Source organism: Candidatus Kaelpia imicola, from assembly GCA_030765505.1.
GTDB lineage: Bacteria > Omnitrophota > Gorgyraeia > Kaelpiales > Kaelpiaceae > Kaelpia > Kaelpia imicola.
The window spans coordinates 1-21,629 of the sequence record JAVCCL010000035.1 but is presented as its reverse complement, the minus strand read 5'-3'; the positions used below and the strand labels follow the sequence as shown (position 1 = coordinate 21,629).

Below are 21,629 nucleotides of genomic sequence, written 5' to 3'. Positions count from 1 at the left end.
TAGACTTTTCAGCTAAGTGCTGCTTGTGCAGCAGCAAGTTTCGCTATCGGAACTCTATAGGGCGAACAGCTGACGTAGTTCATTCCAACCTTATGACAGAACGTAACAGACTCCGGTTCACCGCCATGCTCTCCGCAGATTCCAATCTTTAACTTTGGATTCGCTGCTCTGCCCCTCTCTATTCCCATCTTGACTAGCTGACCGACTCCAGCCTGGTCTAAGACCATAAAAGGATCTTCCTTTAAGATCTTATTCTCAAGGTATACGGGCAAGAACTTTGCAATATCATCGCGTGAGAAACCGAATGTCATCTGAGTAAGGTCATTCGTCCCGAAGCTGAAGAACTCAGCCTCTTTAGCTATCTCACCCGCCGTTAAAGCTGCTCTGGGGATCTCTATCATGGTTCCGATCATATACTTCAACTCAATACCAAGCTCTTTCTGAACTCTATCTGCTGCATCAATTACATCCTGTTTTAAACCTTTTAACTCATTTACATCTCCCACAAGAGGTATCATAACCTCTACTATAGCATTCTTACCGGACTTCTGCACCTCACCTTGAGCTTTAAATATCGCCTCTGCCTGCATCTTATAGATCTCAGGATAGGTTATACCCAGACGGCAGCCTCTATGACCAAGCATAGGGTTAAACTCTTTTAACTGTTCAACCTTGCTCTTTAACTCTCTCTTCTCAATTCCTAAATCATTTGCAACTCTTTCAATATCTTCATCACCCTGAGGCAGGAACTCATGCAGAGGCGGGTCAAGGAGCCTTATCGTAACAGGTAGACCGTCCATAACCTCAAAGATACCTTTAAAGTCACCCTGCTGAAGCGGAAGAAGCTTTAAAAGCGACTCTTCTCTTGCCTCTTTATTATCAGCAAGTATCATCTTACGTACTGCTTTGATTCTATCTTCACCGAAAAACATATGCTCCGTACGGCATAGACCTATACCTTCAGCTCCAAAATCAAGCGCAACTTTAGCATCTCCGGGAGAGTCAGCATTTGTTCTAACGCCTAAAGTTTTATATTTATCGGCCCACTCCATAAGAGTCCTGAAATTACCGCTGACCTCAGGCTCAATCAATTTAACTCTGCCCTGGATAACATCGCCTGTTGAACCGTTAAGAGTGATGGTATCGCCTCTCTCTATCTTCAGCTCTCCAACCGAGAGATACTCTTCTTCTTCATTTATGGAGATAGCGGTACAGCCTACAACACAGCACTTACCCATGCCGCGTCCTACAACAGCAGCATGTGATGTCATGCCGCCCCTTGCTGTTAAGATTCCTTCAGCGGAGGCCATGCCGCCGATATCCTCAGGTGAGGTCTCAGTACGGACAAGCACTACCTTCTCTCCGTTTTTAGCCATCTCTATTGCATCATCAGATTCAAATACAACCTTACCTACTGCAGCACCGGGAGAAGCCGGAAGACCCTTAGCGATAACGGTAATACTCTCTTTGGGGTCTATCATAGGATGCAGAAGTCTATCCAGCTGCTCAGGCATAACTCTCATAATAGCCTCTCTCTCATCAATCAATCCTTCATTGACCATATCTACTGCAATATTTACAGCAGAGAGTGCAGTACGCTTACCTGTTCTGGTCTGCAGGAGATATAACGTATTATCTTCTATTGTAAACTCAAGATCCTGCATATCCTTGTAATGAGTCTCAAGTTTATCAAAGATAGCTGTTAACTCTTTATAGATTGCCGGCATCTCTCTCTCCAGGTCTGCCAGAGGCTCAGGAGTTCTGATACCTGCAACAACATCCTCACCCTGAGCATTGATAAGAAACTCACCGTAATAGACTCTCTCACCCGTTGAGGGGTCTCTTGTAAATGCAACTCCGGTACCTGATGTATCACCCATATTACCGAATACCATTGTCTGTATATTTACAGCTGTTCCCAGATCATGCGGAATCTTATTCAGCTCACGATAGGTATTCGCACGTTTGTTACCCCAGGATTTAAAGACGGCGTTGGTAGACTCGACAAGCTGATCCCAGGCTTCGTCGGGGAAATCTTTACCGGTCTCCTCTTTAACAAGTGCTTTATACTCTCCAACCAGCTCTTTTAAATCTTCGGCCTTTAAATCTGTATCAATCTCAGCACCTTTATCTTCCTTCTTCTTCTCTATCAGCTTCTCAAACTTACTATGCTCAATCTCTAAGACAACACTTCCAAACATCTGGATAAACCTTCTGTAAGCATCGTAAGCAAATCTTGGATTATCGGTCTTCTTAATCAAGCCCTGAACAGCATCATCATTTAAACCAAGGTTTAATATCGTATCCATCATTCCAGGCATAGATACCCTTGCACCAGACCTGACAGACACAAGGAGCGGATTCTCTCTATCGCCAAAACCCTTAGCTGTTACCTCTTCCAAATTCTTAATGGCCTGTCTAAGTTCAGCCTCTAATCCTCTAGGCCACTCATTGTGCTCTGTATAGTAGATGCAGCTCTGGGTTGAGATTGTAAAACCTGCCGGAACCGGAATTCCAAGATTGGTCATCTCTGCCAAGTTTGCTCCCTTTCCACCCAGAAGATTCTTCATAGCAGCATCTCCATCCGCCTTACCTGATGAGAAAGAGTAGATATACTTATCAGTCATTGTTGGATCTGTTTTTGCGCTGGGTTGACTTTGCATCTTTTAATACCTCCATTTCTTTTGGATTTAAAACCCTTTCAGTTAATAGTCTATTAACTTCAGAGAGAAGCAGCTTTCTGTTCTCTCTTAATTTTTTTTCATCCACGTTAACCAAGACCTCGCTAAAAAACCTGTCTATTATATCATAAAAACTCTTTCCGTACAAAATAGCTGCTTTACCATACTCTCTTTTATCTACTCTCTCTGCAATCTTATCTTCTACCTCAAGATATACCTTGTAAAGTTCCAGCTCTTCTCTCTCTTTTAATAGTCTTCTATCAATACTGCCGGTTAACTCTCCTTTATCTTTTACTATTCTCCCGGTCCTCTCGGCAACCTTGAGAGCCTTATAAAAATCTTCTGTTTCATAGATATTGAGAAGCTGTCTCAGCCTTAGATAGACCTCGGATGGAACCTTGAAATTAACCTCTGATACAGCCTCTACCAGATCAGAGGCTATACCCGCATCAGCCATTAAGAGAGAGAACCTCTCTCCCGCGATTGATAAGAATATGTTTTTTACTCTATCATAATCTTCACTTAAAGAGTTCTTAAAGAGCATGAAGGCAAGTGAGAAGAGATTTTCAAGTGAGATCTCAAGCTGGTATTGAATAAGTATTCTGACAATAGATTGAATCTGACGCCTTATTGTAAAAGGGTCCGTACTTCCTGACGGAACCACGCCAATACCTAAGATTCCGGCTACATTGTAGAGCTTATCAACCAATGATAGCAATGCCCCTAACTCTGTATTGGGTAAGCTGTCATCATTACTCCTCGGCTTATAATGCTCAGCTATTGCAGCAGCTACTCCTTTACTCTCTCTCTGATGCCCGGCGTAGATCCCGCCCATGACACCTTCAAGAGAAGGGAACTCATAGACCATCTTTGTCAATAGGTCTACCTTGGAGAGCTCAACTGAACGGATAAAGTCCTTGGTCTTTTTATCGTCGAAGTTAAGTATCTTTGATATCTCTTTAGCCATTAACTTGAGTCTGCTGGTCTTATCCAGCAAAGTCCCTAACTCATCATGCAAGACTATACCCTTTAACCTCTCTACTCTGCTATCCAATGAACTCTCTATATCCTCATTATAGAAGAGCGCTGCATCCCTGAGACGGGCATCCAGTACAAACTCATAATGACGCCTTATAGAGCTCTTATTCTTAGGGCTTGAATCTAATACAGCCAAGAACTGATTTTCCAGTTTAGAATCCTTGTCAACCAGAGCAAAGACCCTCTGGTATTTTGCCATAGAGGCCATGAGAACTACCTTGGGAAGCTTAAGATAACTCTTATTGAAACTGCATCTTATAACAGCAGGGCTTTGGACTAAATTTACCACTTCAGCCAATAGTTCAGCTTGAGGGTATAACTTAAACCCTGCCTTCTTAGCCTCTCTATCTAAGAGGCTCTTTATTCTCTTCTCTCGCTCTTTAATAGAGAGGACTATACCTCTCGCCTTTAACTCTTTAAAGTAACCCTCTTTTGAACCTACTTTTACTCTCTTTATGCTTGAAGATTCCCGTATTAAAGTAAAGTCAGATGACTTAATACCATTAAAATCCCTTTTTAAAATAGTTGAGCCGAAGATCAGGAGAATCGATCTGATAGGGCGGGTAAACTTAAAACTGGAGCTATCCCACTTCATATACCTTGGAATAGATATATCTGATATTATACCAAGCAATGCTTGGACTATTATATCCTCTGTCTTTCGGGACTTCTCTCTCTTCTTTATAAATAGATATCTCCCTCTATCTGTAGACTCTATAAATGCATCTTCAATTAAGACTCCTTGAGATTTAACAAATCCAGCTAGAGCCTGAGTAGGTTTGCCATCTTTATCGTAAGCAATTTTTTCACTTGGACCTTGAAGAGTTACCTCTTTAGACTCGCTCTCACTATTAAGCTCTCCAAAGAGAAGAAGGCGCTTGGAGGTTGCAGCTGCTTCTATATCTGCTCTCTCTACCTTTACCCCCTCCTTACAGAGAGTTGCAATAAAACTATCTTTAAATTGCTCTGATATGGACTCTATCAGATTAGATGGAATCTCTTCAGCTCCAAGCTCTATTAAGAAATCAGACTTTGAGGCCATGATTAAGACTCCTGCCTCTTTAGGTACAGCCTGGCGCAGCCCTTGGCCCTCTTCCTGATTGATGTGATATAGTTCTGACGCTCTGTTACAGATAGCGCACCTCTGGCATCCAGGATATTAAATGTATGAGACAGCTTTAATACCATCTCATAGGCTGGATAGAGCAGGCCTTCTTTGATAAGCCTGTCAGCCTCTCTTTCAAATAGAGAGTATATCTTCTTGTAGCTCTCTATATCGGCAAATTTAAAGTTATAACTGCAGAGTTCTCTCTCGCGCACGTCATGTAAATCACCGTATTTAACACCGCTGGACCAGATTAAATCCGATATCTCCAGAGTATCCTGCAAGTAGATTGAGAGCCTCTCAAGCCCGTATGTTATCTCTACTGTTATATCATCTAAATTAAACCCGCCGACCTGCTGGAAGTAGGTAAACTGAGTAACCTCAAGGCTGTCCAGCCAGACCTCCCAGCCAAGCCCCCAGGCACCAAGTGTGGGTGACTCCCAGTCATCCTCAACAAATCTGAGATCATAATTATCTAGATTAAAACCTATTGCCTTTAAGCTCTTTAGATAGAGCTCTCTGACATTATCCGGCGAGGGCTTGAGTATTACCTGATACTGGTAATAAGAACCCGCTCTTAAAGGGTTATCACCGTACCTTCCGTCAGTCGGCCTGCGGGAGCCTTGAACATAGGCAAATCTCCTGGGATTTTTATCCAGAGAACTAAAGAAAGTAGCCGGGTGGAAAGTTCCTGCGCCAACCTCCATATCGTAAGGCTGTAACAGAGAACATCCCTGCTTACTCCAGAAAGAGTTAAGTCTGGCTATAATCTCCTCAAAAGTAGGGGTATTTTTCTTCATATGCTGTTAAATTTTAACAAAAGAGAGACTCTTTTAAAATAAAATATTTATAATATTATCTATTCAACTTAATTTCTTTTTCAAAAAATCTATAAGGTAATCAAAAAAATCAGGCAGCTTATCTCTCTGATAAAGAGGTAAAAACGGGCGCATATCTAAAACAAAATCTTTCTTTGAAAATCCTTTAATCTTTTCTAATATCTCAGTATTATCAATATCTAATAAATTATAATATTTTAATTTCTCCTTAATTAAATCCCCATTTAACTTAACCCCTTGATTAAAAAGAAACCATAGGTCGTACATATCCCTGCCCTTAGCCCTAGTTAATAGAGCTCTGATTTTTTCAGCCAAAATCTCCTCTTTTGAAAAATGATAAACATAAGAACTAAAAAGAACAGGAAAAGCAGTATGAAGAAATGATTTTTGAGGCTCTATGACTTTTTCCCTAAAAGAAAAATCTAAACTAACAAAGGATTTATACGGCAAAATCCCAGGAGAAACTGTTAGTAAGAACTTCTTCCCAGTAATAGTCTTTCTCTCTTTAAAATTAATAGACTCTTTTTTTGATAATGATTTTAAAAAATCTGAAATAAATCCTATAAAATCTTTTTCTTCTAATTCTACTGTAAAATCTAAATCTTCAGAAAACCGCAAAGCTCCATAAATAAGATGTAGAGCTGTACCACCTTTAAAAAATATTTTAGTAGCCTCTTTTTTAGAATATAATTCGCTTAAGAAAAGTAGCTGTAAATATTCTCGAAAGATAACAGTTTCACTGATTTTATTTTCCTTAGCTAAAGAATGAAGCTGTTCTTTAGTTATCATAACTTAACATAACTCCTTGCTTTCCCTATAATACTATTAAACTGCCTCGTTTTTGGATATTTAGATAGATACTCCCTTAATCTTACAATATTGATTCTATCTAAATCATACTCATCTAAATCTATTCTCTTATAACCATTGGCCGCGATATACAATTGATCTAATAATGCTTTTTCAGGTAAAGCAATTAGTTCATTGTTCTTTTTTTCATAACCCCAAAATAAATCTTTCTTTATATGGTTGTAAGTAAAGATCTTGCCCTCAAAGACCTTTCTGATAGTCTTTTTTACGCTAGCACTAGATATCTCATAAGGAAACTGTGATAGAATCCCATAAAAACTTAAAGCAGCTTCAAAAGATATATAAGAAGGCTGATAGATTAAATTAGCCAAAGTAAAATCAGAGATATTATTGTTAGACAGAAGATACTTCCCTTTTTCAATCTTGATGAATAACTCTGATTCTACCAATCTATTCATTATAGCGAAAAAAGTACTTTCTTTTTTAATCTCTAAAATATCCCTAATTGTCTTAATCGTAAAAAAAGAGATATCTGAATCATAGATTTTTTTTGTTAAAATACCTAAATCATATCTTTCCATATACTACATAATATATGTAGTTTAAGGAAATTTGTCAATAATAATTTTATTCAAAAAATTAGAACAATAATGTGAAGCAGATCCATGTGGTAATAAAAAGACTCCGCGATGCCGCCGCTAACTAGATGATTATTGAGCTCTCTCAACAAGTGGGCGCTCTGCAGGCCAGCGTCTGTACCTCTACTGCTCTTGAGGCGCAATAAGCTGACTTGACTCCGAACACCCTAAGTTATAAATTTGACTCAAATTTATACTAGCCAACAAGCGCTCATCGCAGAGACAATACTATTATAATACAGCCAATTTCAGAGTCAAGGAGAACAATATTTAAGGAGTGCTTTAGTTAAAAAAGATATTCAGAGGCTTTATTTAATACTTTTGAGACCTCAATATCTGAAATATTACCGCTCTCAATAACGCTATGATTATCTCCCCAAGGGCCCCATCTCCTAGCCGACAACTGCTGCTTTGAGGTATTAAATAACGCGACTACAGGCGTATTGACAGAGCATGATAGATGAACCGGACCGCTATCGTTTGAAACTAAGAGAGCTGCTTTTTTTAAGACTGCAGAGAGCTTAAGTAAGTCAGTCTTACCAACAAGATTAAATACTCTTAAGTCATCCACTAAAGAGTCAAATTTGTTGTTGTCTTTATTCTCTTCTCCCCCGACAATTACAATCTCTATTTTATCTTTAAGTTCCTGAATTAACTTAAAATATCTATCCATCGGCCAACTCTTCCAGTCATAAGATGTAAAAGGATGAACTACCATATATTTAGTTATATTTTTCTCTTTTAAAAAACTATCCCATTGGACTAAAACTTCATTGGAAACTTTAATGTTTAAATCCCTATTCCTTGTCTCAGCACCTATTAGGCTGACTAATTCAAGGTTATACTCAACCTCATGCATTAAAGAGAGTGCTTTATAGTCTTTTATCTTGTGATTCAGCAAAAACCCGAGTTTTTTATCGTAACCGGCTCTTATGGGTATCCTGCTTAAAAAACCAATTAGATGGGCCTCTTTTGTAGGATTAAAAGAGATTGAGAAATCAAACTTCTCAGCTTTTAATTTAGAACTAAACCTTAAGATATCAATTAAAGAGTGTTTCTCATTATTCCAGACTAAGACCTTATCTACATATTCAATGCAGGAGGCTAAATCTTTTAAATATTCGCTAACGACTATTGTTACTTTAGAATTATAAGTCTCTTTTATTGCGCGTAAAGCTGGGATATTCAAGAGGAACTCACCGAGTCTATCATTTCTGAATAGAAGAGCTTTTTTCATTAATAAACCTTACATTGACATAAAACCTGTGCTCTTACAGATTCCACAGATAGTCTTTACCTTGACTTTTTTATTTAAAATCTCATGCCGTGCAATACGATAGAGCTCATTATTCCAAACCTCTCTTATAGAGCTATCTTTAACATTTCCCAGACTAAAGAAATCACCATAGACACCGCAGCATGGAAAAACCTTGCCGTCCCAGTTTATGCTTATCTCCTGCCATGGCTTAATACATGTCTTTATTATCTTCTTTGGTATATTCTTTTCTTTATCGTAACCGCTATACTCCGGACTATCTGGAATCCATTCTTTATACTTTTCTATATTTTCACTATGTGTTTTCATTATATCATCCTTAAGTGAGACACGCATTTTACCTATATCCAAATTAACTTCTAAAGATTTTGCCAGCTGAATAGCTTTCTCTACCTCTTTTTCGTTATGTTTAAATACCATGAAGTTCCAAAGCACTATTGATTTATTATATCTCTTCTCAATATCATGGATAAATTTCAAATTATTCATAACAAGATTAAAATCTCCGCCAACACGATATTTCAGATAACTCTCAGCTGTTATACCATCACAAGAGACTATTATCTTATCAATTCCAGACCTGACTAAAGAGACCAGCAAATCTCTATTGTTTATATTCAAGTTAGTGCTTGTTGTAACATATATACTACTATTCACTTTTTTTACATATTCTATCATTGAGATAAAATCTGGGTTTAACAACGGCTCTCCCCAGCTATAAAAATTTAAAGATGATATACTGCCCTTAATCTCATCTACTATTTTTTTGAACAGAGTCAATTCCATAAAACCTTTCTTCATAGAAAGATCGCCGCTGCCTGTGGGGCATAGAGGACACTTAAGATTGCAAATATTACCCGGCTCAATACCAAGACGGTAAGGAAGATAACTGAGTTTTGTTTTTCTTAAAAACTTAGATATTTTTGACTTTCTTTTAGGAGTAATTAACATATTTAATTAATGCTATTTCCAAACCAAGTAATCACCTATTGCCATATATTCTAACCCGCTCCCCTTAAACATCTCTACCGCATCATGAGGGGTACAGACTATAGGCTCACCTTTTCTGTTTAAAGATGTATTTATGACGACAGGTACCCCGGTTTTATGCTGAAAGCTCTTAATAAGCTTATAGTACTTCAGGTTGGTATGTTCATCTACTATCTGCGGCCTGCAGGTTCCATTGACATGGACTACTTCAGGTATCTTCTCACGCCAGCTTTCGTTAACATCGAAGGCTATAGCCATAAAAGGAGCCGGGTGGTCTGAGTTTAGGATATCAGAGGCAAACTCTCTTAAGATAGAAGGGCAGAATGGGCGCCACTTCTCTCTGAATTTTATTAAAGCATTTATTCTATCAGCTGTTCCGGGTATTGTTGGATTGCCTATTATACTCCTTGCCCCTAATGCTCTTGGTCCCCACTCCATCCTGCCCTGGAACCAGCCGACAATCTCATCCTGGCATAATAGATCAGCTACAGTCTCAGCTATATTATCTTCATACTTATATGCAAGGCCTGACCTTTTAAGCTCGCCTTCTATCTGACTATTAGAGTACTCCGGACCGTAATAGACATGATTCATAACTTCAACTCTATCCCCTGCCTCTACTGCTGCAAAAGCTGCAGCGCCCAGAGAACCCCCTGAATCATGAGATGCAGGCTGAACAAAGAGTCTCTTTATATAAGGCAGCTTAAGTAATACCCTGTTTAAGGCAACATTTAAAGCACAGCCCCCTGCAAAACAGAGATTACCATGCCTCTCTAATTCATCTTTAAGATAAGTATCGATAAGTTTAACCGTTATATCCTCCAACTTCTTCTGTGTAACTGCTGCGATATGAATATAAGGCTCTGATAGACCCTCTCCTTCTCTCTCCAAGCCAAACTCATCAACCATCTTCTTGGAATAGACCTTATCAGCTTTAAACCTCCTGCTTCTCTGCACCCAGACATAGTCATCATTACAGCAATAGCTTTTCTTTCTATCTATCCAGTTAATAATATGGTCAAAATTAAAATTATCGGGATCGCCGTACGGCGCCATACCCATAACCTTATATTCGCCATTGCCGCGCCTGAAACCCAGGTAATCTGTCATGGTGGCATAAAAGTCGCCCAGAGAATCAGGTGCTATAATCTCTTTTATCTTAGTCAGCCTGCTGTCTTTTGCCTTCCCAATCAGAGTCGATACTATCTCACCCCCTGCATCAATAGAGAGATAGGCTGCTTCGCTCATGCCTGATAAGTAAAAACTGCTTGCTGCATGAGCCGTGTGGTGCTCAACCCACCTGATATTTATATTGTCTGTATCAAAACCGCAGGGAGAGAGTGTTTTATTTATAAAGTTTATCTGGTCATTAAACTCCTTTCTATTACGGAAGAACTTCTTATATGCTCTTGAAGGCCTGCTCTTAAAAGTCCTGAAGAGATACTCTCTTCTCTTGCTGCGCAGAGCACTGACAGCCCAGGGATAGGCTATAATATCTATATCCTCCGGCCTTAATCCTGAGGCCTCAAGGCAGTATTTAACAGAGTTTAGGGGGAGCTGTCCTTCAGCATGCTTCTTACGTGTAAAACGCTCTTCTTCAACTGCCGCAACTATCTTACCATCAACAATAAGGGCTGCTGATGAGTCATGTCCGAACGGCGCCGCAATCCCTAGTATCTTCACAATATTGTTTAATAGACTTAATCAGGATTAACCAGTTTAAATGCAATAGGCCCAAGAGGAGTAAAAGCTCTAATTAAAACAGGAATATGCTCACCTTCTGTTATATAGAGTGAGAACTCAACTCTGTGGCGCGCTTTCTCACCCTGTCTTCTTTCAGATAGACCTTTAAGATGGAAGAATTCTCTCTCTCTATTCTTAATTTTATTCATTACATCAATCCCAACTTTATAATTACTTCGATTACTATTTAGATTTATCTCTATATTATCTCCTTCCTTAATATCCTTATTCCTTAAAAACATAATTGCAGAGAGAGGGTCATGGGTACTGGGTAAGATACGGCAGATAGCATCTTTTGTAGTTAACTTATTGTTTTCCTGATCGTAATTTATAATCTTATCCTCTTTTTTCTCATCCACACGATAAGTTACTTCTCTGAAAAGGATAGGGAGCATAGTCTCAGCATCAACAACGGAGTTCATCTTAGTTTTAATACCAAAGATAGTCTCGAATATACCTTTCGTCTCTGCTTCTGCTTCTATTAAAACAGCATCTTCCCCGTTATAAAGTTGATTCTCGCTTACAGTAAGAACCGCTTCTCCAACCGGTATTATCCACCAGTAAGCCTGATAATGGAGATTATTAATATTTTGAGGTAAATTTAAATTGTTTCTGTCAAACAATAGAAATCTTGAATAAGATACAGCTGCTATAACCAATACAGCTAGAGGTATTAAGATCTTAAATTTAAGTTTCATGGTTATGAAATTTTACACTATATACTTTATTTTTAAAATAACTAAATACCCTATTTACTAAGAATCTTTTTAATCAATCTAAATAATCCGGACATCTCTATCTACTCCATTACAATCTTTGTAATTCTTTATCTTAAGCTTATATTGGAGAGAATATTGATTTTAACCTATCTTTTTTATCTCTGTTATTTTACTTCTATCGAACTTCTTTATCACTTCATATCCTAAGTTAGCGAAGAGATACCCCAAAAATCTACTTTTTACTATTATCGGCTGATATCTTTTCTTCTTTTTCAAGATTTTCCACATTAAGTCGACTCTATTCCTGTAACTAATGAAATAGACTCCGGAATGTTTAATAAACCCATTCTCTTTAAAGATTTTATCTTTGTTTACTTTTAAATTCTTAACAAAAAACCATACAAAATTACCATTTCGCGCTAACTCTATACCTCGATTAATATTCTCGACCAACTCTTTGTAATTTTCCACAATCCATGCGATACGCAAAATCTTACCCCATTTTTTAAAGAAAACATCTCTGCTGTTTTTAAAAATTTCCTCTTTTCTCTTATCTCCTATATCCTTTAAAGAGACATGCTCTTCGTGCCAGACATAAGATCTCTTAGCTACTCCTACTCTATATCCTGCCTGATTAGATTTCATCGAATAATCCGTATCTTCAAAAAACATAGGTATAAACTCTTCTGATAATACTCCCACCTTTTCAATCACACTCCTTCTTATCAGCATGCAAAAACCTATGCAGAAGGGCATCTCTTCAAAATCGCCACTTTCTCTAATTTTCAATCTCTCAGCAGCTTCATCTAAAGACTCTCCTTTATCAAATCTTAATCCTAGATTGTTGCTGTCCGGATTCAAAACCCCTACATCCGGGTACTTTTCGAACACCAAAATTATCTCTTTAAGCCAGTCTTTGGTAAAAATCAAATCACTATTTGCTAAGCATACATAGGGAGCCTCTGATAGAGCTATTCCCTGGTTCATCCCTCTCACAAAACCTCTGTTTTCACTATTCAGCACGATACTAACTTGATGATTCTCTGTATCTTTCAATGAAGCTATATACTCTTTCGTTCCGTCACAGCTATTATTATCAATAATGATTAATCTGGAAGGGATATTCGTTTTTTCAAAAAAACTCTCAATGCACTTTTTAACTACATCTAGCTGGTTCCAGGTAAGAACTACTACATCACAAATAGAGTTCATTTCAGAATGAGTAAACCTTTCTCTTTTTCTCAATAAAACCAAGTTTATTTTTCTTTGCTTTAATAAAATACTGATAACTAAGAAAACCCTTTAATTTATTAAAAAATAAAATATTCAATATTTTAAATCCTCGAGCAGCCACTATATTTCTTTTAATTTCAACAATCTCAAAACCAGCTTTCTGGAAAAGTTCCTTAATATTTACTAAAGTAAAAAACCTCAAATGAGTCTTATCTAAAAGGCCGCCCTCATCCATATAATCCCAAGTTCCACCTAAAATTAATCTTAAAATTACCTTATAGTAGCGAATATTAGGTATGCTGGCTATTATGAAGCCTTGATCTTTTAAATACTTTTTATAGCTTATCAAAACATTTAAAGGCTCAATTAAATGCTCTAAAATATCCGCATAGATAATACAATCGAAGTATTCCTTAGGATAAGAGAGCTGAAAATTCTCTATATCTGCTGAGAAGACTTCATTCAATCTATCTTTAGCTAACTTGCATAATTCAGAGTTTTTTTCTATCCCTACAATCTCTTCTACGCCTCTGTTTTTTAACTTCTCAGAGAACCCGCCAGCACCACAACCTATATCCAGTATTCTTTTAGTCTTATCCGGCACAAGAGATAAAAATACATCTCTAATATCTTTTTTCTTACTCATAGCTATTTATGAAAATTATTATTTAAAAAACGCTGATTACAATCAGGTGATTACTTCTTGCGGTAAGCATCCCGCCAATATTTCCTTAAATATTCAATTTTAGTCTCCAGCCACTGACTATTTTCCTTATACCAGAGCACCGTCTGATTAATTCCTTCATCAAAACTGGTTTTAGGTTTCCAGCCAAGTTTATTTATCTTGGTTGAATCTAAACAGTATCTTAAATCGTGGCCAGGCCGGTCTGTTACAAATTTAATTAAATGCTCCGAACTGCCTAAAATCTTAATAATCTTCTTTGCTAGATTTAAATTCATTTTCTCTATACCGCTGCCTAAATTATAGATTTCTCCAGGCTTACCAGACTCCATTATCTTTAAAATACCTCCAGCACAATCAGCTACATAGAGCCACTCTCTTTTATTAACCCCCTTGCCGTAAATAGGAACCTGCTTATTATCTAACAGTTTAACAATGGTTAAAGGGACAAGTTTTTCAGGATACTGCCAGGGCCCGTAGTTATTGCACGGCCTTACAATTACTGCAGGAAAATCATAAGTCCTGATATATGACTTTATAAGTAAATCGGCAGCTGCCTTTGAAGCGGCATAAGGATTGCCGGGCTGCAAGTGAGAATCTTCATTAAACTTTCCTTTTTTTATCTCGCCATATACTTCATCTGTTGAGATATGAATAAACTTTTTAATTCTGTATTTTTTGGCAGCATCTAATAAGTTCTGAGTTCCTTTTATGTTTGTCTCTATGAACACTGCTGCATCTTTTATGCTTCTATCTACATGGGTTTGAGCGGCAAAATGAACTACTATATCAGGTCTCTCCTGCTTAAAAATCTTCTCTATACCGTATCTATCGCATATATCTAATTTATAAAACTTATACTTCTCTTCTAGAGTTTTTAATCTTTCTAAATCGCCGGCATAGGTTAGCTTATCAACAACTATTATTTCATATCTACGCCCTGCAAGAAGCCTTACGAATTCACTGCCGATAAACCCAGCGCCGCCCGTTATTAATACTTTATGTAGTTTTTTACGCATTCTTCTAAAACATCATGGATATCTCTTATTTTAAATCCTGTCTTTTCCAATTTATCTGTAGATAAAATAAGATTGGTTCTAACTAAACCAAGCTCTTTAATGTCGATTATCTTATAGTTAAAATCAGGAGTATACTTCCTGTAAACATCTAAAAGCTCGGAATACTTTAATCCCCCTTTATTAACTGCATTATAAATTCCTTCTGCTCCTATATTAATTAAATGCTCTAATGCATTTATAAAATCCGGTATATAAGTGATCGAATTGGGTATATCTATAATACTCTTATATTCAATTAACTTAGTAAGAAGGTTCTTGGGATGAGGGAAGCCTGTTAAAGGAATACGTATTTTTACAATCAGAATAGAATATTTTTTAGCCAATATTTTCAAGATCTGTTCAGAATATATTTTTGTTCGACTATAGAAAAGCTCAAAAAAATCAGGAATTTTATCTTCAGCTATAGGCTCATCTTCTGAATAATTAAAATGATAGATACAGCCGCTTGATATATGTATAAGTTTAATATTGTAACGTAATGCTGCCTCAGAAAGAATAATCGGAACAAATGTATTTGCCATCAAAGTCTTATCCGGATTCTTTTCACAATCATCAACGTTGTTTTCACCGGTTGAACCTATACAGTTGATTAAAACTTTAGGCTTAAACTCTTCAATAATTTTCTGAGCATCCCTAAAGGAGCTGATATATTTATCAGTTATAGAGCACTGTAATGCTCTCTCTAACATCTCACCTATAAAACCTTTGCCTAAAATCAATACATCTTTACTATTCTTCATTGGCAACCCTTATTAGATATTCTCCATATGTCATATTTATCTTTTCTGCTAACTTTTTTAACTGTTTTCTATCAATATATCCCATTCTATATGCTATCTCCTCTATACAGCCTATCTTTAATCCCTGCCTCTCCTCTATTGTTTTTATAAAAATAGAAGCATCAATTAAAGAATCATGTGTTCCAGTATCAAGCCAGGCATAACCACGGCCCAATAATTTGACGTTCAATTCACCCCGTCTAAGATATTCCTTATTTACATCGGTAATCTCAAGCTCTCCTCTGGCAGAGGGTTTAAGATTCTTTGCAATATTAACAACCTTATTATCATAAAAATATAGTCCTGTTACAGCCCAGTTAGACTTTGGTTTTTCAGGTTTCTCTTCTATAGAAATTACTTTATTATCTTTGTCAAAATCTATTACTGCATAACGATCAGGGTCATTGACATAATATCCAAATACTAAAGCACCCTCACGAGAATCAAGAGCATTCCTGCAGATATCAGGAAAATCATGACCGTAGAATATGTTGTCCCCCAATATAAGGCAGACACTATCTTCCCCGATAAAATCCTCCGCTATAATAAAACTTTCTGCAATTCCTCTCGGTTCCTCTTGTACTGCATAATCAATACTAAGTCCAAAATCTTCCCCGCTATTAAATAAGCTTTTAAATCCATCAATAGCCTGCGGAGTTGAAATAATGAGAATCTCTCTTATCCCAGAAAACATTAAAATAGAAAGGGGGTAATATACCATCGGCTTATCATAGACAGGCAGCATCTGCTTACATACCCCTTTTGTTACAGGATATAGTCTTGTTGCTTTACCGCCTGCTAAAATTATACCTTTCATAACCCTATGATTTTACAGCATACATTCTACTTTGGAAATATTTAAAAATAGCCCAGAAATACAATCTGATATATCCGGATGACTCCTTAAACATCTTAAAATCAGAACTGCCCTCCTCCCTCTCATGCCAGACAGTGGAGACCTCATCTATCTTATAACCTAAAAGATAAGCTTTTAAACATAATTCCATGGAAACTTCAAAACCATTAGAATTGAGTATAATCTTATCTAATATCTTCTTTCTATACATCTTAAAAGCATTGCTGCAATCTCTGGTAGGAATATTTATAATGGAATGCAGGCTCACGCCGACAAAACGAGAGAAAAAACCCTTCAATACAGACCCTCCGTTTCTCTCTCCAGACTCCATATACCTGGAACCGCAGACTATATCTGCATTACTAGTTTTAAATTTATTAAACATCAAAGAGATATCACTAATCCTGTCACACTCATCAGCCATTAAATGTATAATCAGATCGCCTCTTGCTTTTTCTATTCCAAACCTTAAAGCATTGGCAAAACCTGCAGGGGTATTATTAGAAACAGCTTTGATATTAAATGCAGTATGATTTTGAGCAAATTTACTGACAACACTGGCTGTAGTATCTACTGAATGGTCATCTACTACAATAATCTCTTCTACTATCTCAAGCGGTGTCCGGCTTACTATATCAGCCAATATCTTAGCTATTAAATACTCTTCGTTGTGGGCGGGTATTATAATACTGACTTTCATCTATTAGCCTTATAGATATGCACCAATCTATTTGAAAAAACCAAATTAAACACCTTAGGATGGTTCTCTGCCCAGCTATCTTCAAAAGGAAAATCCTCTATCCTGTGCAGCGCATAGATAAATAGAAAATCTATATCTTTGGCTCTTAAATTCTTAAGCCAAACATTATAATCAGCATTACCTCTATAATTTTCATTGGCCCTTATTACAGCATGTTTAAGATTATAATCAGGACTCCATTCGTAATAACTATCCTTATATGCATGTAAATAAGGTTCCTTCTCATTTACTGAAATGTAATAAACATTATTTTTCAGCTTAGTCCCGTATAAAGGATAGGCCTGAGGACGTCCAACATAGGCAACATTAGCTCCATCAGCTGTTATCTCATTTAGATGTTTCCAGCCTTCCGCCTCTTCCTTAGGAAAAGGAGCATATTTAATATACCTATCATACTCTTCTTTTAAATATTTCTTCTCACCCAAAAACATCAGACCTGCCATTATAACCAGCAGAATAGGGATATACCTCTTAATGTTCCAATTATATCTCTTCTTAAGAAGAAAGAAGCTAAATATCAATAGACCAAGAGCTAAGCTGGATATTAATTCCATATGTCCTGCAAGCTCTGCTGCAGAGAGCAACATAAAGAGAATAAAGAATACACTTATGATATTCTGCTTAATATTCAGCTCTTTTAATCCCCAGAAACCTACTGCAGTTCCAATCGCTAAATAAGGATAAAGAAACCTCACCCAGAGTTGAGGTATAAAATACCTGAACATTAAAAACAAAATTATAGGTAAAAAAACAAAGAAATTAACTCTCTTTTTTATAATTGCAATAATTGGAGCAATAATCGTAAGAGGGGCTATTAATAAGACAAGCTGAGCTCCTAAGCCTTCTGAAAAGAATAACTTCTTATAGTTAAAGTCTGCTGCCGTCCATTGAGCATGATAGTTAGACAAAGGCATAACACCTTTAAATATCGTTTTACCGAATAGAGTAAAATCCAAAGGATATAGGGGGTTACCGGTAAGAATGAAATTTCTTATAAATCCGTATTCTCCGAATAATAACAATCCGAATAAGGTAAAGAGCATATACGGCAAGGCTCTCTTTATACCTTTAGACTTTAAGAGTATATAGAATAAATAGAGGAACAGTAGAATTGTATAAGGAAAGGCTGCTGTTTTAATACCCAGAAGAAATCCCAATGTAATAGCAGCAATAAAGAATATCGACCACTTGAATCTCTTATGCAGCAGAAAAAGCCAATAAAAACTTAATATAAAGAGAGAACTCATCATAATATCGGCATAACCTATCTCAATCTCTTTAAGGTAGTTAGGAATAATTCCGAATGTAAGAGCAGCCATTAAGCTAATCCTTTTACTTAACCCGGCTTTAAGAGCAATAGCAAATACTGCTATTAAAGATATTAGATAGAAAGGCAGCTGTCCTAAATCCGCCATATAACCGCTCTTAAACGGCAGAATAAACCAGAGATATATTAGCCCTCCATTGATAGGGTAATACTCCGGGGATGGATCATCATTTATTGTGATTGGATTAATAAGATTATGATTTTTTAGCCACTCTACAGGCTGAGTAAAATGATAATTAAGGCAATCCCAGCCGAAGGTAGGATTAATAAGGCTCAAAAACACTTTAACCAACACAAAACCTAAAAGAATAGATACTGCAAATAACAAAACCTTGCTATCTAAGAATTTAAAATCAGAATCTAATCTTTGAGTATATTCTTTCTCTTTATTCTTTCTAAATAGAATCAAAAATGTAATACAAATAAATGTATTAAAAATAATCAGATTCAATAAATTTAATTGAGAAAAGACACCGAGTATCTGTTCTGATAAAACTATCTGAGCAAGCGTTAATGAGAAGCCTGCTAATATTTTATCCGTTGTAGAGAATTCAGCAAAGAACCTCTCTACGACTGTTTTTGCAGAAAAGATAACCAGCAAATTTAATAAAATAAAAGAGATCACTTTATTCTATAAACCTCAATTCCATCAGGAAAAGATTTAATTAATTCTAAATCAGAATGACTTCTGATTTTTTCATATTGGTTATATCTTGAATAGCCTTCAGATTCTTTATACCGTTTTAATTGTGCTATAATTTATCACAAGTAAAATTTTCTTTGTTTTTTATCTAATAACCTATATTATAACAAGCTATGGAGATTTTACCTATCTTTTTATGCAATATGCAAGTTCAAATCTTTAAAAATAAAAGAGGATAATATGATACTTAATCTTGGTTGTGGAAAACTAAAGATTAAAAATGTAGTAAATATTGATTGCACATCTGAAAATACTGTTGCTGATGAAATAGTTGATTTAGGAAATTTCCCTTGGAAATGGAAAGATAATAGTATAGACGGAATATATTTAACTCATGTATTAGAGCATTTTCCAAGAAATATGACAAGTCAAGTATTAAAAGAGTGTCATAGAATATTAAAAATAGGCGGTTTTTTACACATACAAGTTCCTCATAGTTCTGACATAAGAGCAGTAGGAGAGATTGAGCATTATAGAACATTTTGCTATGGTGCAATATCTAATGGCTTAACACATGGGAGAACTTTCCATTTCCCTAAAGATGAGTCTTTATTTAAAGATATAATTAAAGAGAGAATAAATTGGATAAAAATACCTAATAATACAAAACATCCTTATATGGAGATAGATAGAGATTTTCCTATGACTAATCATAAAATATTATTTTTTATTTCCAGAGCATTGTCACCCGTCATAAATTTTTTAATAAATATTTCTCCTGTAATATTTGAGAGAGTATGGTGTTACTGGATAGGTGGTGCAGAAGAAATATTATGGAGGGGCGAAAAGATAAAATGAATAATCAGATCTCCTCTTGCTTTCTCTATTCTAAACCTTAAAGCATTGGAAAAATCTGCAGGAGTACTATTAGAGACAACTTTGATATCAAAGGCAATATGATTTTGAGCAAATTCGCTAACAATCTGAGCTGTGGTGTCTACTGAATGATCATCTACCACAATAATCTCTTCTATTATCTCAAGCAGTACCTGACTTACTATGTCAACTAACATCTTACCTATTAAATATTCTTCGTTGTAGACAGGCATTATTATTGTAAGTTTCATCTATTCTTTCTGAACAACAATAAAAACCTATTTACCGAAAAACATAACTAAGGTATATACAGATTAAGATGATCGGATTCGTCAAAACCATCATATAACCAACAAATTTAATAAAATAAAAGAAATCACTTTATTCTATAAACTTCAATTCCATCAGGAAAAGACTTAATTAATTTTAAATCAGGGTGGTTCCTGATTTTTTCATACTGGCTATATCTTGAATAATCCTCAGATTCTTTATACTCACCTGTATGAACAATAGCATAATCTGCACCTAGATAATCTAATATAAATGGTGTTTTAGGAGCTCCTAAATCCAAGATTTGCAGTTTAACTTGATATCCAGACATACCAGGCGCAGCCCCATTAATCAATTTTTTATGATGTATTGTCTGATAAAACTTATATTTCTCATTAACCCCGTCTTTTATCATTGGATATTCAACGATAACAACATCACCCTCTTGTTCTTCTAACCAGTCATAAACAGCTGGATATTTAGATAAATCAATATAATGAGTCATAGGATTATGCCAAAATTCAAACAGAATTAACCCGCAACAAAACACCCCTATAAAACCCCGCTTAATTTTAGATCTTTGCCTTTCCATGACAAATTTCAACCCATATCCTGCCAAAACAGCCATAGCCAATAAAACTACTATACCAAATCTGCAATATGCTCTGAACATAGGTAAAACTTTATACATAAAAAACGAAGGCAATAAAATTTTAAACTTCCCTAACTGCCACCAAGGTGGTTGTGAAAATAACCAGGCAACAATTACAAAAAAGATAAAAAACCCGATATAAAAATCCTCCTTTAGTTCTTCCTCCCCTCTTGCCATTTGATCTTTGATTCTTATTGCTTTACGTTTCTTTCTCCATATTTTAATAGCATAAAGAGTAAGCAATATCGTCGTCCATCCTAAATACAGCTGATGCTCGGTATAGCTTGCCCCCCATAAAGGCGAACCTACAAATCTTTTTGTAAATCCCCCAAATATCGGATGTTCAGTTGAAGGCAAAAGATAACCTAATGGCTTTGCCGATTGATTAAATAAATCCTCAAACGGTCTATGCTGCGGATTATAGGCAGAAATATTTATTGCTTCAGAAGAATCGAAATAACTCTTAATAGCTGGAAATAGCTGGGGCAATAAAATAAAGAAAGATATTGTACTTGCTATAAAAACAGCCTTTAAAAAATCTTTATTCCTTTTAAATAAAGTTTTGTATTTTACAAATTTAGTTAGTAAATCATAAAAAAATATATATCCTAAAAAAACTATTAACGAAATTCC

Annotated in this window: 19 protein-coding genes; 1 reads left to right on the top strand and 18 read right to left on the bottom strand. The window is 36.1% G+C overall.

Annotated elements, in window-relative coordinates:
* Positions 1 to 8: 8 nt before the first annotated feature.
* The 16 genes from ppdK to P9L98_05510 all read right to left on the bottom strand — a co-directional run bounded on the left by ppdK (position 9) and on the right by P9L98_05510 (position 19,180).
* Positions 9 to 2,627 carry a pyruvate, phosphate dikinase gene (gene ppdK / locus P9L98_05585; GenBank protein ID MDP8216770.1) on the bottom strand — a complete coding sequence of 873 codons (2,619 nt, stop codon included), beginning with the start codon at positions 2,625 to 2,627 and terminating at the stop codon, positions 9 to 11.
* Positions 2,620 to 4,761, bottom strand: a complete 2,142-nt coding sequence (gene glyS / locus P9L98_05580) for a glycine--tRNA ligase subunit beta (GenBank protein MDP8216769.1) — start codon at positions 4,759 to 4,761, stop codon at positions 2,620 to 2,622. The genes ppdK and glyS overlap by 8 nt, the downstream gene beginning before the upstream one ends.
* Positions 4,762 to 4,763: 2 nt before the next feature.
* Entirely contained in the window at positions 4,764 to 5,624 is an 861-nt protein-coding gene (locus P9L98_05575; GenBank protein ID MDP8216768.1) for a glycine--tRNA ligase subunit alpha, read from the bottom strand.
* A gap of 63 nt (positions 5,625 to 5,687) precedes the next feature.
* On the bottom strand, positions 5,688 to 6,452 hold the full coding sequence (locus P9L98_05570) for a nucleotidyl transferase AbiEii/AbiGii toxin family protein (GenBank protein ID MDP8216767.1): 765 nt from the start codon (positions 6,450 to 6,452) through the stop codon (positions 5,688 to 5,690).
* Positions 6,449 to 7,054 (bottom strand): hypothetical protein, encoded by a 606-nt coding sequence (locus tag P9L98_05565; GenBank protein MDP8216766.1) that lies wholly within the window; start codon positions 7,052 to 7,054, stop codon positions 6,449 to 6,451. The genes P9L98_05570 and P9L98_05565 overlap by 4 nt, the downstream gene beginning before the upstream one ends.
* Positions 7,055 to 7,397: 343 nt before the next feature.
* Positions 7,398 to 8,348 (bottom strand): glycosyltransferase family 9 protein, encoded by a 951-nt coding sequence (locus P9L98_05560; protein ID MDP8216765.1) that lies wholly within the window; start codon positions 8,346 to 8,348, stop codon positions 7,398 to 7,400.
* Between the two features lie 9 nt (positions 8,349 to 8,357).
* On the bottom strand, positions 8,358 to 9,338 hold the full coding sequence (locus P9L98_05555) for a radical SAM protein (protein ID MDP8216764.1): 981 nt from the start codon (positions 9,336 to 9,338) through the stop codon (positions 8,358 to 8,360).
* Positions 9,339 to 9,350: 12 nt separating this feature from the next.
* Positions 9,351 to 11,060, bottom strand: coding sequence for a carbamoyltransferase C-terminal domain-containing protein (locus P9L98_05550; protein ID MDP8216763.1), 1,710 nt, complete (start codon positions 11,058 to 11,060; stop codon positions 9,351 to 9,353).
* Between the two features lie 17 nt (positions 11,061 to 11,077).
* Positions 11,078 to 11,818 carry a DUF3108 domain-containing protein gene (locus tag P9L98_05545; protein ID MDP8216762.1) on the bottom strand — a complete coding sequence of 247 codons (741 nt, stop codon included), beginning with the start codon at positions 11,816 to 11,818 and terminating at the stop codon, positions 11,078 to 11,080.
* A gap of 162 nt (positions 11,819 to 11,980) precedes the next feature.
* A complete protein-coding gene (locus P9L98_05540; GenBank protein ID MDP8216761.1) occupies positions 11,981 to 13,084 on the bottom strand; it encodes a glycosyltransferase family 2 protein in 1,104 nt (367 codons plus the stop codon).
* A complete protein-coding gene (locus P9L98_05535; protein MDP8216760.1) occupies positions 13,053 to 13,718 on the bottom strand; it encodes a class I SAM-dependent methyltransferase in 666 nt (221 codons plus the stop codon). The genes P9L98_05540 and P9L98_05535 overlap by 32 nt, the downstream gene beginning before the upstream one ends.
* 50 nt (positions 13,719 to 13,768) lie before the next feature.
* Positions 13,769 to 14,773 carry a dTDP-glucose 4,6-dehydratase gene (gene rfbB / locus P9L98_05530; protein ID MDP8216759.1) on the bottom strand — a complete coding sequence of 335 codons (1,005 nt, stop codon included), beginning with the start codon at positions 14,771 to 14,773 and terminating at the stop codon, positions 13,769 to 13,771.
* Complete coding sequence (locus tag P9L98_05525; GenBank protein ID MDP8216758.1) at positions 14,746 to 15,573, bottom strand: sugar nucleotide-binding protein; 828 nt, start codon at positions 15,571 to 15,573, stop codon at positions 14,746 to 14,748. The genes rfbB and P9L98_05525 overlap by 28 nt, the downstream gene beginning before the upstream one ends.
* Entirely contained in the window at positions 15,563 to 16,429 is an 867-nt protein-coding gene (gene rfbA, locus P9L98_05520) for a glucose-1-phosphate thymidylyltransferase RfbA (GenBank protein ID MDP8216757.1), read from the bottom strand. Before rfbA ends, P9L98_05525 begins: the two co-directional genes overlap by 11 nt.
* Before the next feature lie 4 nt (positions 16,430 to 16,433).
* Positions 16,434 to 17,168 (bottom strand): glycosyltransferase family 2 protein, encoded by a 735-nt coding sequence (locus P9L98_05515; GenBank protein MDP8216756.1) that lies wholly within the window; start codon positions 17,166 to 17,168, stop codon positions 16,434 to 16,436.
* Positions 17,165 to 19,180: a hypothetical protein gene (locus tag P9L98_05510; GenBank protein MDP8216755.1), complete on the bottom strand. Its 2,016-nt coding sequence runs from the start codon at positions 19,178 to 19,180 to the stop codon at positions 17,165 to 17,167. The genes P9L98_05515 and P9L98_05510 overlap by 4 nt, the downstream gene beginning before the upstream one ends.
* A 243-nt stretch (positions 19,181 to 19,423) precedes the next feature.
* On the opposite strand from P9L98_05510, the gene P9L98_05505 reads away from it, so the two are divergent.
* Positions 19,424 to 20,056 (top strand): methyltransferase domain-containing protein, encoded by a 633-nt coding sequence (locus tag P9L98_05505; protein MDP8216754.1) that lies wholly within the window; start codon positions 19,424 to 19,426, stop codon positions 20,054 to 20,056.
* On the opposite strand, the gene P9L98_05500 is transcribed toward P9L98_05505, so the two are convergent.
* Both P9L98_05500 and P9L98_05495 read right to left on the bottom strand, forming a co-directional pair.
* On the bottom strand, positions 20,002 to 20,325 hold the full coding sequence (locus tag P9L98_05500; GenBank protein MDP8216753.1) for a glycosyltransferase: 324 nt from the start codon (positions 20,323 to 20,325) through the stop codon (positions 20,002 to 20,004). The genes P9L98_05505 and P9L98_05500 overlap by 55 nt on opposite strands.
* A gap of 125 nt (positions 20,326 to 20,450) precedes the next feature.
* Positions 20,451 to 21,629, bottom strand: a 1,179-nt coding sequence (locus P9L98_05495) for a hypothetical protein (protein ID MDP8216752.1), incomplete at its 5' end; no start/stop codon positions are given.